Here is a 14,669-nt window from a genome sequence, read left to right on the forward strand (position 1 = left end):
AGACCGATGTCTTTCCGCACGACCCCATCCGTCGATTACGTCGAGGACGTCTCCCCGGGCAGCGGGGCCCTGCCGCCCCGCGCCTGGTACGCCCGCTCGGACGCGAAGTCCCTTTCCCTGAACGGCCGCTGGCGCCTGCGTCTGTCGGCCACCGCCGACGCCGAGGACGACTCCTTCGCCGAGGAGGGCTACGACGCCGGGGACTGGGCCGAGGTCACGGTGCCCGGCCACTGGGTCCTGCAGGGCGACGGAGCGTTCGGCTCGCCGATCTACACCAACCACCTCTACCCGTTCCCGGTCGACCCGCCGCACGTCCCGACGGAGAACCCGACCGGCGACCACCTGCGGTCCTTCGACCTCCCGGCCAACTGGCCGGACGACGGTGACGCCGTCGTGCGCTTCGACGGCGTCGAGTCCTGCGCCCGCGTCTGGCTGAACGGCACGGAGCTGGGCGAGTTCAAGGGCTCCCGGCTGCCGCACGAGTTCGCCGTGGGGCGGTTGCTGAAGCCGAAGGGCAACGTGCTCGCCGTCCGCGTGCACCAGTGGTCGGCGGGCTCGTACCTGGAGGACCAGGACCAGTGGTGGCTGCCCGGCATCTTCCGTGACGTCACCCTGCTGCACCGCCCCGAGGACAGCGCCCGCGACTTCTTCGTGCACGCCTCCTACGACCACACCACGGGCGAGGGCACCCTGCGCGTCGACTCCGGCGTCGACGGGCGGGTGTCCGTGCCCGCCCTGGACATCGATGTCGCCACCGGCGAGCCGGTGACGGTCCCCGTCGAGCCGTGGTCGGCGGAGACGCCGAAGCTGTACGACGGGGAGCTGATCACGCCCGGCGAGCGCGTGCCGCTGCGCATCGGCTTCCGCACGGTCGTCCTGGAGGACGGCCTGATCAAGGTCAACGGCAGGGCGGTCCTGTTCAAGGGCGTCAACCGGCACGAGTGGCACCCCGAGAGGGGCCGCGCCCTCGACCTGGAGACCATGCGCGAGGACGTGCTGCTGATGAAGCGGCACAACCTCAACGCCGTGCGCACCTCCCACTACCCGCCGCATCCCGCCTTCCTCGACCTGTGCGACGAGCTGGGCCTGTGGGTCGTCGACGAGTGCGACCTGGAGACACACGGCTTCACCGAGCAGGCGTGGCGCGACAACCCCGTCGACGACGACCGCTGGACCCCGGCCCTGCTGGACCGGGCCGCCCGGATGGTCGAGCGCGACAAGAACCACCCGTCGATCGTGATCTGGTCCCTCGGCAACGAGGCCGGCACCGGGCGCGGCCTGACCGCGATGGCAGAGTGGATCCACGGCCGGGACCCCGACCGGCTCGTGCACTACGAGGGCGACTGGGACTGCCGGGACACCGACATGTACTCGCGGATGTACGCCTTCCACGACGAGGTGGAGAAGATCGGGCAGAAGCTCGACGGCGGCACCCGCAAGCGCCGCGAACTCCCCTTCATCCTGTGCGAGTACGGGCACGCGATGGGCAACGGGCCCGGTGGGCTCGCCGACTACCAGGAGCTGTTCGAGAGGTACGACCGGCTCCAGGGCGGCTTCATCTGGGAGTGGATCGACCACGGCGTCAAGCACCCCGAGCTGGGCTACGCCTACGGCGGCGACTTCGGCGAGGAACTGCACGACGGCAACTTCGTCTGCGACGGGCTGGTCTTCCCGGACCGCAGGCCCTCCCCCGGGCTCGTCGAGTACAAGAAGGTCATCGAGCCGGTCCGCATCGAGGGCGACGGCGCGGGCGGCACCGTACGGGTGACCAACGCGTACGACTTCGCCGATCTGTCGGCGCTCGCCTTCGAGTGGTCGTACCAGGTCGACGGTGAGACGGTCGAGGCCGGCAGCCTGTCGGTGCCGGCCCTCGCGCCCGGCGAGTCGGCGGAGGTCAAGCTGCCGGAGCCGCCCGGCCACGAGAGCGGCGGCGAGACCGGGTGGACCGTACGGGCGCTGCTCGGGGCCGACTCGGCTTGGGCGCCGAAGGGCCACGTGGTCGCCTGGGGCCAGTTCCCGGTGTCCGCACGGCGGTCGCCGTCGGTCGCCGCGAGCGACCGTCCGAGGACCGGGGATCGCCTGATCACCCTCGGCCCGGCCTCCTTCGACGCCCGCACCGGGGCGCTGCGGACCATCGGCGACGTGGAGGTGACCGCCGCACGCCTGGACGTCTGGCGGGCGCCCACCGACAACGACGACGGTGCCGAGTGGCAGACCGACACCCGCTACGGGATGCTGTGGCGCAAGTACGGCCTGCACCGCATGCGGCACCGCCTGGACGCCGTGGAGCTGACCGACGACGCGCTGACGGTACGGACCCGGGTGGCGCCCGCCGCCTGGGAGGTGGGCCTCGCCACCGTGTACCGCTGGACCTCCGACGGCAGCCGGCTGCGGCTCACCGTGTCCGTGACGCCGGAGGGCGACTGGAGGGTGCCGCTGCCCCGGCTCGGCATCCGCTTCGGGCTGGCGCAGGCGGACGCGGTGCGGTGGTTCGGGGGCGGCCCCGGTGAGGCCTACCCGGACACCAAGGCGGCCTCGATGCTCGGTCGCTGGCACTCCACCGTGGACGAGCTGCAGACGCCGTACGTGCGTCCGCAGGAGAACGGCGCCCGCGCCGACGTCCGCTGGGTGGAACTCGGCGGGCTGCGGATCGAGGGCGATCCGGAGTTCTGGTTCAGCGCCCGGCGCTGGACCAGCGAACAGCTGGACGCCGCGCGGCACCTCACCGATCTGGTGCCCGGGGACACCGTGTGGGTCAACCTCGACCACGGGCAGCACGGCATCGGCTCGCAGTCCTGCGGCCCGGGCCCGCTGCCGCGGTACTTCCTGGCGGCCGAGCCCGCGGAGTTCTCGTTCGTGTTCTCGGCCACCAGGTGAGAAAACCGGTTGATCGATTGACCGATTGATCGACATTCCGACAGGGCCGGGATGTCATCCGCGGCCGGTCGGCCCTCGCAGCCGACCGGCCGTGACCGTTTCACTCCAAAGGAAGTTGGTGGGTCGATTGAGTGTCGCCATCGAGGTCCGCGGGTTGTCCCGGACCTTCCACACCACTGTCCGTCGCCCCGGTTTCCTGGGCGCCGTCCGCTCCCTGGTCAACCCCGAGCGGGTCGCCAGACACGCCGTCACCGACATCACCTTCGACGTGGCCCAGGGCGAGCTCCTCGCCCTGCTCGGCCCGAACGGCGCCGGCAAGTCCACCACCATCAAGATGCTCACCGGCATCCTCACCCCCACCTCCGGCGAGGCCCGGGTCGCGGGTGTGGTGCCGTACCGGGAACGGCAACGCAACGCCCGTAACGTCGGCGCTGTGTTCGGGCAGCGCACCCAGCTGTGGTGGGACCTGCCGGTGCGCGAGTCGTTCGCGATCCTGAGGGACATCTACGAGGTGCCCGGAGCCGAACACGCCGCCCGGCTGGCCGAGTTCGACGACATCCTGGACCTGTCGGCCTTCTGGGACACCCGGGTCCGTCACCTCTCCCTCGGCCAGCGGGTGCGCAGCGATCTGGCCGCCGCCCTGCTGCACGACCCGCCGGTGGTCTTCCTCGACGAGCCGACCATCGGCATGGACGTCGTCGTCAAGGAGCAGGTGCGGGAGTTCCTGCGCCACCAGGTGGAGCAGCGCGGCCGTACGGTCCTGCTGACCACGCACGACATGACGGAGGTCGAGCGGCTCGCCGAGCGGGTGGTGCTCGTCAACCACGGGCGGCTGGTGCTGGACGGCACCCTCGACGAGATCCGCCGGAAATTCGGCTCGACCTGGCAGGTGCGGGCCACGCTCGCCGACCCGCACGCCGACGTCGTGCCGCCGCCGGGCATCACGCTGCTGCGGCACACCGGCGCGCAGGTGGTCTTCGGCCCGGACGGGTCGGACGCCCCCACGGTGCACCAGGCGTTGAAGGCGGTGATCGAGCGGTTCGAGGTGACGGACATCGCGCTGGACGAGGCCGACCTCGAAGACGTGATGCGGGCCGCCTACGTGCATGCCGGGGATGCCTGAGATGGCGGTGCTGCACGCGTGGCGCGCCGCCCGCGTCACCCCGCTCGGCGAGTTGAACGCCCCGCCCCGGATGACCGCCGTCGCGCTCCGGCTGACCGTGCAGGTGGTGCTGGTCTGGTCGCTGTGGCGCGGTCTGTACGCCCAGACCGGCACGACCGCGGGCCTGAGCCGCGACCAGGCGGTCACGTACGCGGTGCTGGCCGTACTCGCCTCCCGGCTCAGGGAGCTGGACCAGCACGCGGGCCGGGACACCGTCCTGCAGCACATGCACTTCGGCACCATCGTCTACTGGTACCTGCGCCCGCTGCCCCCGCAGCGCTACTACGCCCTGCGGGCCGCCGGGGAGCAGGTCTACGGGCTGGCGTGGGCCCTGACCGGGTACGTGATCTGCCTGGCCGCGGGCATCGTCGAGCCGCCCCGTTCGGCGGCGGTGGCCGGGGTCTTCGTGGTCAGCATGCTGCTGGGGCAGTGGGTGCTGTACTACGTGATGCTCGTGCTCGACCAGTTGTGCTTCTGGACGATCCGCAACAACGCGGCCATGCTCATCCTGATGTTCGCGCAGAACCTGCTGTCCGGGGTGTACGCGCCGCTGTGGTTCTTCCCGGACTGGTTCGTGACGATGAGCGCCTTCCTGCCCTTCCAGGCCACGCTGAGCGTGCCGCTGTCGCTGTACGTGGGACGGATCCCGCTCTCCGACGCGGCGTTCCAGCTCTGCGTCCAGGCGGCGTGGGTGGTGGTGCTGGCCTTGTTCACCCGGCTGCTGTGGCGGCGGGCCGCCCGGCGCGTGATCTCGCAGGGAGGCTGAGATGTCGCTGAAGGCTCTGCGGATCGTCCGGCGGGTGACCGCGCTCAACTTCCGCGCGCAGATGGAGTACCGCACCGAGTTCCTGCTGATGATCGCGATCGGGGCGATCTGGCAGGTGTCGGTGATCGTCTTCGCCACGGTGCTGCTGTCCCGGTTCACCGGGATGGGCGGCTGGGACAGTTCGGACGTGCTGCTGATCCCGGCTGTCCGGATGCTGGCGCACGGGCTGTTCGTGCTGTTCCTGGGGCGGATGCACTGGGCGGGCCGGCAGATCCAGGAAGGCCGGGTCGACATCTACCTGATGCGCCCCATGCCGGTGCACCGCCAGATCCAGCTCGCCTACTTCCCCACCAACGCCATCGGTGACCTGACGGTCGCGGCGGGCCTGATGGTGGGCGCTCTGTCCCGCAGCGACCTGGACTGGACGGCGGGCCGCGTCGCCTACCTGATCGCGGCCGTGCTGGGCGGCATGCTCCTGGAGGCGGCGCTGTTCACGCTCGTGGCCGGTGCGGCCCTGCGCTTCCCGGCCGCCGACCACTGGGGCCGCTGGCTGGAGGAGCTCCTCGGCACGTTCGGCAGCTACCCGCTCAACGTCCTGCCGCGTGCCGTGGGCGGCTTCCTGACGTACGCCCTCCCCCTCGCGTTCGTCGCCTATCTCCCGACGGCCGTCCTGACCGGCCACGACCACGACATCGGGGTGCCGTACTGGCTGGCGGCCGCCTCTCCGCTGCTCGGCGTCGCCGGGTACGTGGGGGCGCGGCTGGTGTGGCGGTGGTCGCTGCGGCACTACACGGGAGTGAACGGCTGACCCGGTCACGGCAACCTGAAGGGCGCCGTTCACGACCGGGTGCGCGACTCCCGGGGCGGGGACGGGGAGCCGGCGCGTCACCGGGACGCCGTCTCCCGGTGACGGCACTCGTCCCCCACTGTTTTCTCGACTTCCCTTGCGCCGCATCGGGGTTGGGCTCGAACCTGAGCACTGTTCACTTCTTCCATCCCTGCTCGGCTTGTCCCCTGCCCGGCCTCCCCCACCGAAGACAGGACCCCATGAGAAGACTGACCGGCGCCCTCACCGCCGCCGTACTGGCACTCACCGGCCTCACCACCGCGGGCGCGCCGCCCGCCACCGCGGCGGACTCGGGCTCCTTCGACGTCCTGACGTACAACATCGCGGGCCTCCCCCTCGGCCTCGGCGACAGCGATCCCGGGACGAACACGCCGCTGATCGGTCAGCGGCTGGCCCCGTACGACATCGTCAACGTCCAGGAGGACTTCAACTACCATGCCTCGCTGTACGCCAACGACACCCACCCGTACCGCACGGCCACCAGCGGCGGGGCCGGCATCGGCGACGGCCTGAACACCCTGTCGGACCACTCCTTCGAGGACTTCGAGCGGGTGAGGTGGAAGAACTGCACCGGAACGAACTGCCTGACACCGAAGGGGTTCACACTCGCGCGGGTACGGCTCGCCGAGGGCGTGTTCCTGGACCTGTACAACGTGCACACCAACGCGGACAGCGACGACGCCGCGTTCGCCGCCCGGCGCGCCAACATCCAGCAGCTGTCGGACTTCATCCGGGCGAACTCGTCGGGCAACGCGGTGATCGTGATGGGCGACACCAACACCCGCTACACGCGGACCGGCGACAACATCCGCACGCTGACCGGCGAGAACGGGCTGCGGGACGCCTGGGTCCAGCTGGTCAGGGGCGGTACGCCCCCGGCGGCCGGCAGCGACGCGCTGGTGTGCGACGCCACGGCTCCGACCGACGACTGCGAGGTCGTCGACAAGGTCCTGTACCGCGGCAGCGACCTGCTGACCCTCGACGCGACCCGCTACCGCAACGACTGGGCGAAGTTCCGCCGCGACGACGGCAAGCACCTCTCCGACCACTTCCCGCACGCGGTCGACTTCTCCTACACCCTGAACCCGTCCCTGCGGGCGAGCGACTTCTTCGGCGGCCCGCACGGCACGGCCTTCAACGACGCCGACGACCTGCCCGCCTCGGTCTCCCCCCGCACCCTGACGCTGCGCGGCGGCTCCCGTCTCGACGCGGTGTCCCTCACGCATGACGGCGGCACGACCCTCACCCACGGCGGCAGCGGAGGAACGGCCACGTCACTCACCCTGGCCGCCGGCGAGCACCTGACCTCCGTGAAGCTGAGCCAGGGTCAGAAGGACGGCCGCACCCGGATCTTCTCGGCGTCCTTCACGACGGACAAGGGCCGCACCCTCTCCGCCGGTACGCCCACCTCGGCGACCAGGACCTTCACGGCACCGGCCGGCCGGCAGATCGTCGGGTTCACGGGTCGCTCGGGGAGCGAGGTGGACAAGCTGAGCGTGCTGTACGCGCCGATCGGCTGAAGCCCCGCTCGCTCGGCACCGAGCGGCTGCGGCACCCGCGTGCCGCAGCCGCTCGGTGAGGGCGCTGTGTGCCGGGGCACCGCCCCGCTACTCGCTCCGCAGCACCTGCGCGATCGTCAACCGTCCGGCCCGCCGCGCCGGAACGAACGCGCCCAGCACCGCGATCACCAGGCCCGCGAGGGCGAGTCCGGCCAGGGCCGGCAGGTTCCAGACGTCCGTCATGTGGGCGGGCAGGGTGATGTCCACGGCGTCCGCCATGCGCGGGACGACCAGGTGGTGGCCCGCCACGCCCAGCGGGATGCCGAGCAGCGAGCCGATCGCGCCCAGGACGGCCATCGACGTCACCGTCATCACCGTGACCTGCCGCGGCGTCATTCCGATGGACTTCAGCATCCCCAGGTCACGTCGGCGGTCATGGGTGTTGAGGACGACCGTGTTGAAGACGCCGAGGGCGGCCACCGCGGCGAGCAGCAAGGTGAGCGCGGAGGCCGAGCCGACGATGGTCCGGGTGACGGGATCGGGGCCCCGCACGTCGGGGGAGACACCGCCGTCCGCGGCGCGGGCCGCGCGGGCGTAGGCGTCCGGATCGGCGCCGTCCCGCAGGCCCACGTGGTAGGCGATGGGCTTCTCGTCGGGCGCCAGCGCCGTCAGCGTGGCCCAGCCGGCGACCACGACCCGGGCGTTGCTCTGCATGAACTCCCCGACCACACGGACCCGTTCGGTACGCCCGCCGTGCTCCAGGCCGACCCGGTCACCGACCCGTACGCCGTTCTGGCGAAGGAAGGCCGAACCGGCCACGACCTCACCGCTGTCGCGCGTCCACCGGCCCCGGGTGAGCACGCTGTCCAGCTGCGGACGGTCACCGCGGCGCCCCTCCAGCATCACCGGGTGCGCGGAGCCGGCCAGGCGTACGTCGATGTTCCCGCGGGCGGTGACCGCGTTCGCGCCCGGCAACCGGCGCAGGAGCGAGGCGAGTTCACGGTCGTCGTGCTCCGGCTGGATCTCCTTGCCGTCCTGGTGGCGGGAGGCGTACACCGTCACCTGGTAGGCGTCCGTTCCGGCCTCCCCGAACCGGGTCATCGTGGTGGCCAGTCCGGAGGCGAACGTCACGGTGGTCACGCCGAGGACGACGGCGGCGAGCGTCAGGACGCTGCGTCCGGGCCGGGCGAACGGCAGTCCCATGCCGAGGCTCACCGAGCGCGGCAGCCGGCTGCCCGCCAGCCGGCGCTGGATGCGCAGGGCGCGGCCGGCACGCGGGGTGCTGCCCGCGCTGATCGCGCGTGCCGCCGACATCCGGTGGGCCCGCAGCGCGGGCACCAGCGCGGCGAGCACGCAGACGCCGGGCATCCCGAGCAGGGTGAGGGCGTCGATCCACGGCGGGACGGTGACGGTGTCGTGGAACACCCCCGCGTCGGGGCCGGTGAACACGGAACCGAACAAGGGCCGTGCGAGCAGGTTGCCCGCGACGGTGCCGAGCACGCAGCCGAGCACCGCGGGTACGCAGACCATCGTGAGGTGGACGGCGACGATCTGCCAGGGAGTGAATCCCAGGGCCTTCAGCACGCCGATGTGCCGGAAGCCGGAGATCACGGCACCGCTGACGACGTTGGCGATGATGAGGACCGCGACCGCGATGCCGAGGATGCCGAAGGCCATCAGGTAGGGCGTGTACGCCCGGGCCGCGGCGCTCACCTGGTGCTTGAGGGCGAGATACGACCGTGAGGCCGTGAGCGCGCCCGACGGGAGCCCTTCGGTCACGGCGGCCGTCTGTGCGCGCAGCCGACCGTCCGAGGAGGCGTCGGGGAAGCGCAGCAGCATCTGGGCGGCCGTAGGGCGCAGGGCGTCGATCTGTGCGGGCGCGACCCAGGCGTCCGCGGTCCGGCTCAGGTCGAAGGCGAACCCGACGATGATCAGGGCGGGGCCGCCCGACGCCGGTCTGAGCTGCTTGCCCAGGTCGTCCGGCGCCCAGTCGGGCTGCCGGTGCAGGACGACCTCGCCGGGACGGGTCGCCCACCGGCCCGCCCACAGGTCCAGCCGGCCCACCGGGCCGCCGGGCCCCGGGCGGCCGACGACCGTGATCTCGCTGCCGATGCCCAGGCCGAAGTTCGCCGTGTCGTCGGGGAGTCGGACGGTGGCCTGGGCGAACGGCCCGGCGGCCGCCTCGACGCCGGGCCGCCGTACCGTCTCGGCCAGCCGAGCGTCCGAGACCTTCGCGGGATCGAAGAGGGCCACGACGTGGGGGCCCCGCTGGTCGGCGAACGTCTTGTCGAAGGGGGCGGAGGCCGCGTCGAGCAGGCCCAGGGCGACCACCACGGCCGTCGTGGAGGTCAGGGTGACCAGTGCGATCACGAGGGTCTGGAGCCTGCGTCGCCGTACCGCCGCGCGGGCGGCGCGCCACACGGCCCTCATGCGGACGGCTCCAGGGTGTACTCGCCGGTCACCCGGCCGTCGGCGAACTCGAACAGGCGGCTTGCGCAGCGCCGGGCGAGATGCTCGTCGTGGGTCACCAGGACCAGCGTCTGCCCGATCTGGTTGAGGTCGAGGAGCAGGTCCATCACCTGCTCTCCGGCGCGGCTGTCGAGGGCGCCGGTCGGCTCGTCGGCCAGCAGCAGGGCCGGGCGGTTCATCAACGCGCGTGCCACGGCGACGCGTTGGCGTTCCCCGCCGCTGAGCACCGCCGGATGGGCGTTGCGGCGGTCGGCGATGCCGAGCTCCTCGAACAGCTCCAGCGCGCGGCGCCGGGCCTGCCGGGCGGGCGTGCCGGTCAGCTGGGCGGCCAGGGCGACGTTGTCGAGCGCCGAGAGGTCGTCGATGAGGTTGAAGAACTGGAAGATCATCCCGATCCGGCGCCGCCGGTACAGGGCGAGTTGCTTCTCGCTCAACTCCCCCACGTTCTCCCCGTGGACGACGACCGTGCCGCCCGTCGGCCTGTCCAGCCCGGCGATCATGTTCAGGAGCGTGGACTTCCCGCACCCGGAGGGCCCCATCACCGCGACCGCCTCCCCGGCTCGGATCCGCAGCGACACCCCGGCCAGCGCCGTCGTCTCGCCGTACTCCTTGCGCACGCCGTCGAGCCGTACGACGACTTCTTCCCCGTCGTGCGCGTTTGCCCTGTTGTCCTCAGTGACCATGGGCAGGACGCTACGAGGCGGGCCCGGGGCGGGGCATCCCCCGGCGGGTGGCAACCGGCGCCGCGTCTCATCCCGCAGATGCAGCACCTGCATCCCGGGGCTGATGCGGACCCGGTGATCGTCTGCCAAGGTGAACCCCATGGGGGACTGGGAGACGAGCGGGGTCACGGCGGCACTGGCCGTGGCGTGCGCGGCCGTGATGGCGCTGACCGCGGCCCTGCTGCGGACGCGGCGGCGCTGGCGGGAAGCCGTCGGGGAGCGCGGCTGGCTGCTGGAGCGGGAGCGGGAGAGCGCGGCCCGTGCCGCCATCGCCGCCGAACGCGACCGCATCGCCCGCGAGTTGCACGACATCGTCAGCCACAACGTCAGCCTCATGGTCGTCCAGGCGGGTGCCGCCCGGGAGGTGCTGGGCACCATGCCGGACGAGGCCGTGGCGGCCCTGCGGGCGGTCGAGGACGCGGGACGGGGCGCGATGACGGACCTGCGGCATCTGCTGGGGCTGTTGGCGCCGTCGCCCAGCGGCGCGGACGAGGACTTCGACGCGGGGCCGCGGAAGGGCCCGGACCCCTACGGCGACGACACCACCGCCGGCCTGACCCCGCAGCCGGGCCTCGACCGGCTCGGCCGACTCGTCGACCGGGTGTCCTTCGCGGGGCTGCCGGTCGAGGTCCGGATCTCCGGTGACCCGCGCCCCCTGCCCCAGGGGATCGACGTGACGGCGTACCGCATCGTCCAGGAGGCGCTCACCAACGCGCTCAAGCACGGCGACGGAGGCAGGGCCGAGGTCACCGTGCGGTACGCGGACCACGCGCTGCGCGTGGAGGTGCTGAACAGCGGGCCGAGCGTGCTCACCGGCGGCCCGCCGCCCGGAGGGCCGCACCCGGCGCCGCGGCACCGGGACGGCGCCGGGCGCGGCCTGCTCGGGCTGCGCGAACGGGTCGCGGTCTACGGCGGTGACCTGGACGCCCGGCGCCGGCTCGGCGGGGGCTACCGGGTGCGGGCCCGCATCCCCCTGGACCGGCCGTGACGACAGCCGGGCCGCCCATGGCGGCGCCCCTGCCCGAGCGGTCTCCTCGTGTGCTCGTCGTCGACGACCAGACGCTGATCAGGACCGGGTTCCGGCTGATCCTGACCGTACGCGGCATCGAGGTGGTCGGTGAGGCGGCGGACGGGGTGGAGGCGGTGGCGAAGGCGCGTGAACTCGCTCCGGACGTCGTGCTGATGGACATCCGCATGCCGGCCATGGACGGCCTGGACGCCACCCGCCGCATCCTCCGGGAGAGCCCGGGCTGCCGGGTGCTGATGCTCACCACCTTCGACCTGGACCGCTACGTCTACACGGCCCTGTCGATCGGTGCGAGCGGCTTCCTGCTCAAGGACGTCACGCCCGAGCATCTGGCGGCGGCCGTACGCCTGGTCAGCACGGGGGACGCCCTGCTGGCTCCCTCCATCACCCGCCGCCTGGTGGAGCGCTTCGCCCCGGACCCCGCCGCGGCGCCCTCCGCCGTCCCCTCCGACCTGGAGTCCCTGACCCCCCGCGAACGGGAGGTCCTCACGCTCCTGGGCCGTGGCCTGTCCAACACGGAACTCGCGGCGCACCTCACGCTGAGCGAGGCCACGGTGAAGTCGCACGTGGCACGGATCTTCGCCAAGCTGTCCCTGCGCGACCGCGCCCAGGCCGTGGTACTGGCGTATGAGACGGGACTGGTCCGCCCCGGCCACGGCGGCGGGGCTGGGGGCGGGCATTAGCATCCTGCCCAGTCACCCCAGGTTTCCCCGGCCGGAAGGACCCCATGGCCCGCGCAGGACTGACCGCCGACCGCCTCACCGCGGCCGCCGCGGAACTCGCCGACGAGGTCGGGTTCGAGAACGTCAGCCTGTCCGCGCTGGCCCGGCACTTCGGCGTGAAGGACGCGAGCCTGTACTCGCACGTGAGGAATCTTCAGGACCTGCGGACGCGGGTCGCCCTGCTGGCCGGCGGCGAGATGATCGACCGGATCGCCGCCGCCGTCGCCGGACGCGCCGGCAAGGACGCGCTCACCGCCTTCGCGGACGCCTACCGGGACTACGCCCTGGCGCACCCCGGGCGGTACGCGGCGACCCAGATCCGGATCGACCAGGCCCTCGTCGCCGACTCCCCCGCCGTGCGCCGCACCGCGGAGATCACCTACGGCATGCTGCGCGCCTACGGCCTGGAGGAACCCGACCTCACCGACGCCGTCCGTCTGCTGCGCAGCACCTTCCACGGCTACTGCTCCCTGGAGTCGACCGGTGCCTTCGGCGCCCCCCGTGACGTAAGGCGGTCCTGGGAGCGTGCCGTCGACGCGCTGCACACGGCGCTCGTGAACTGGCCCCGCAAGGAGCACGGCCTGCGGCCGCCCCAGCCGACCCGCTGACGACGCGGACCGCGAGCCGCGCCCGTCTCCTGGCTCCCCCCTCCGACGAGGACCCCGCGGACGGCTCGCCTCCGGCGGGTTCGCCGCCCGATTCCGCCCCCGGCGCCCGCCGGTGGAGCGGTGAGCCGAGGCTGACGCGGTGGACGCCGGAGCCGGCGAGGCGGGGAGGACGGGTCCGGCCGGGCTGTGGAGGAGGTCGGGGGACCGTCGGCCTCGGTGAGGTCCCCTCCCCCACGCCTACGCCCTCGCGGTCCGCCCCGTCGGCTCCGTGACCGGCCGGTCCTCGGCCGCTGCCCCCGGCCGGACCAGCACCTCGCGTCCCGTGCTCCAGCGGACGTGGACCTCACCGGCCCGCACGAGACGCACCTGCGCCAGCTCGTGAAGCGGTGCGGGGTCGGTCTCGGCCGTGAGGCGGGCGAGGACGACGAACACGGTGGGCCCGTCGGCGGTGACACCGGCCGGCTCCCCGTCCCCCGACAGACCGAGGACGGGGGCGATCTCGGCGTGCACGCCCTCACCCGCCGCCCACCCGGTGACGCGCACGGGCGTCCCGCAGGCGGCGCCCTCGACCTGGTGGACACGCACCTCCACCGCGCCCTCGACCACCACCACACTGGTGACACGGACCCCGTCACCGGCCGCGTGCCGGGACGCCACCCAGCCCTCTCCCACCCCGAGCGGCACGATGTCCGTGCGGCTCGGGTCGTCGCCGACGATCACGCTGTTGTCGTACGACGCAGTGGGCGCCGTCGCGGTCGAGTAGGCGAGCCGCGTGTAGTACGGGTCGTAGCGGACGTCCTCGCTGCCGTGGTTGTGGAGGCGGACCAGACCGTCCGTGCGCGTGGACTGCACCAGCCAGTTGGGGGCGGCGATCGCGGTGACGGCGTCCGCGCGCTCGACGGGGGCCGGTTCCTCCGGTGCCGTCCACACCTCGTGGTCCGGCGGCAGCAGCAGGCCGAGGAAGCCCTTGCTCGCCCAGTACGGGGAGGCCGGGCCCGAATAGCCTTGCAGGATCGTCTCGTCGGGGCCGTGCCAGCCGAGGGTCAGCAGACCGCGTGCGTCGACCGCGCCCCGCTCCAGGAAGTACCTCAGCGCGCCGGAGGACAGCCGCCGGGTCTCCCCCGGGGTGAGGGGGGTACGGCCGGTGAGGGCTCCGAGCCACAGGGGGGCCGTGGTCGCGAAGCGGTAGGTCAGGGAGCGCCCTTGGTGCATGGGGGCGCCGTCGCCGCCGAACAGGCGGGCGTAGTCCTCCAGGTGGCGCGAGAGGCGGCCCCCGTACAGCTCCAGCAGCCGCTCGTCCCGCGCCAGCCAGGCGTGCAGCACCGGGTACAGGTGCATCGCCCAGCCGTTGTAGTGGTCGAACTTGCGGCCGTCGCCGTCCGTGTACCAGCCGTCGCCGACGTACCAGTCCTCGATCCGCTCCAGTCCTCGGTCGATCGCCTTGCGGGACTCCTCGGCCGCGTGGCCGATCTCCTGGAGGAAGCCGCCCACCGTCACCGGGAACAGCTCCCAGTTGCAGGGCCAGGCTTCGGCGGTCACGGCGTCGGTGAGCCAGGCCGCTGCCCGCTGCCGTACCGAGTCGTCCAGCCGGTCCCACAGCAGCGGCCGGGTCAGCCGCAGGGCGAGCGCGATCGAGGCGGCCTCGACCAGGGGCTGGCCGCGGTCCTCGATGCGGGGCCAGACGCCCGAGACACCGGCGGCGAGCCCGTCGGCGTAGCGCTCCAGCGCGGTCTCGTCGCGGCGGAAGGCCGCGAGCAGGAGCGTGCGGGCGTAGCCCTCCAGTCCGTCGGAGAGGCGTCCCGACCAGCTCTGGCGGTCACCGGGGAGGTGGTAGAGGGCGCGGTCCTCGGTGGCGTACGGCTCCACGGCGGCGAGCAGGGCGTCGGCCGCCGCCTCCCAGTGGGCGCGGGTGTAGCCGGTGCGCGGGCTGAGGGCGCGGTCGTCGGGGGGCAGGTGCATCGGTTCTCTTT

The 14,669-nt window shown here is 72.7% G+C and carries 11 protein-coding genes; 8 read left to right on the forward strand and 3 right to left on the reverse strand.

The window, feature by feature from the left end; translation table 11 throughout:
* Positions 1-6: 6 nt before the first annotated feature.
* The 5 genes from ACWCPI_RS00250 (at position 7) to ACWCPI_RS00270 (ending at position 7,172) form a co-directional block, all read left to right on the forward strand.
* Entirely contained in the window at positions 7-2,877 is a 2,871-nt protein-coding gene (locus ACWCPI_RS00250; protein WP_451035948.1) for a glycoside hydrolase family 2 TIM barrel-domain containing protein, read from the forward strand.
* Between the two features lie 127 nt (positions 2,878-3,004).
* Entirely contained in the window at positions 3,005-4,000 is a 996-nt protein-coding gene (locus tag ACWCPI_RS00255; protein WP_451036340.1) for an ABC transporter ATP-binding protein, read from the forward strand.
* 1 nt (position 4,001) lies between these two features.
* Positions 4,002-4,805: an ABC-2 family transporter protein gene (locus ACWCPI_RS00260; protein WP_451036341.1), complete on the forward strand. Its 804-nt coding sequence runs from the start codon at positions 4,002-4,004 to the stop codon at positions 4,803-4,805.
* A 1-nt stretch (position 4,806) separates the two neighbouring features.
* Entirely contained in the window at positions 4,807-5,613 is an 807-nt protein-coding gene (locus ACWCPI_RS00265; RefSeq protein ID WP_451035949.1) for an ABC transporter permease, read from the forward strand.
* 239 nt (positions 5,614-5,852) lie between these two features.
* Entirely contained in the window at positions 5,853-7,172 is a 1,320-nt protein-coding gene (locus ACWCPI_RS00270) for a jacalin-like lectin (protein ID WP_451035950.1), read from the forward strand.
* A gap of 87 nt (positions 7,173-7,259) precedes the next feature.
* Here ACWCPI_RS00270 and ACWCPI_RS00275 read toward each other — a convergent pair whose 3' ends face one another.
* Together ACWCPI_RS00275 and ACWCPI_RS00280 are read right to left on the reverse strand one after the other, a co-directional pair.
* On the reverse strand, positions 7,260-9,581 hold the full coding sequence (locus ACWCPI_RS00275) for an ABC transporter permease (protein ID WP_451035951.1): 2,322 nt from the start codon (positions 9,579-9,581) through the stop codon (positions 7,260-7,262).
* Complete coding sequence (locus ACWCPI_RS00280; RefSeq protein WP_451035952.1) at positions 9,578-10,303, reverse strand: ABC transporter ATP-binding protein; 726 nt, start codon at positions 10,301-10,303, stop codon at positions 9,578-9,580. Before ACWCPI_RS00280 ends, ACWCPI_RS00275 begins: the two co-directional genes overlap by 4 nt.
* A gap of 139 nt (positions 10,304-10,442) precedes the next feature.
* On the opposite strand from ACWCPI_RS00280, the gene ACWCPI_RS00285 reads away from it, so the two are divergent.
* Genes ACWCPI_RS00285 through ACWCPI_RS00295 form a run of 3 tightly spaced genes read left to right on the forward strand, consistent with a single transcriptional unit; the run spans position 10,443 to position 12,699 of the window.
* Positions 10,443-11,330 (forward strand): sensor histidine kinase, encoded by an 888-nt coding sequence (locus ACWCPI_RS00285; RefSeq protein WP_451035953.1) that lies wholly within the window; start codon positions 10,443-10,445, stop codon positions 11,328-11,330.
* Positions 11,331-11,347: 17 nt separating this feature from the next.
* Positions 11,348-12,052 carry a response regulator gene (locus ACWCPI_RS00290; RefSeq protein ID WP_451036342.1) on the forward strand — a complete coding sequence of 235 codons (705 nt, stop codon included), beginning with the start codon at positions 11,348-11,350 and terminating at the stop codon, positions 12,050-12,052.
* A gap of 44 nt (positions 12,053-12,096) precedes the next feature.
* The gene (locus tag ACWCPI_RS00295) at positions 12,097-12,699 is read left to right on the forward strand and encodes a TetR/AcrR family transcriptional regulator (protein ID WP_451035954.1); all 603 of its coding nucleotides are present in this window, start codon (positions 12,097-12,099) and stop codon (positions 12,697-12,699) included.
* 237 nt (positions 12,700-12,936) lie between these two features.
* Here the strand turns inward: ACWCPI_RS00295 and ACWCPI_RS00300 are convergent, their stop codons facing one another.
* Positions 12,937-14,658 carry a DUF2264 domain-containing protein gene (locus ACWCPI_RS00300; protein ID WP_451035955.1) on the reverse strand — a complete coding sequence of 574 codons (1,722 nt, stop codon included), beginning with the start codon at positions 14,656-14,658 and terminating at the stop codon, positions 12,937-12,939.
* Positions 14,659-14,669: the final 11 nt, after the last annotated feature.

The organism is Streptomyces sp. NPDC001920 (genome assembly GCF_053594495.1).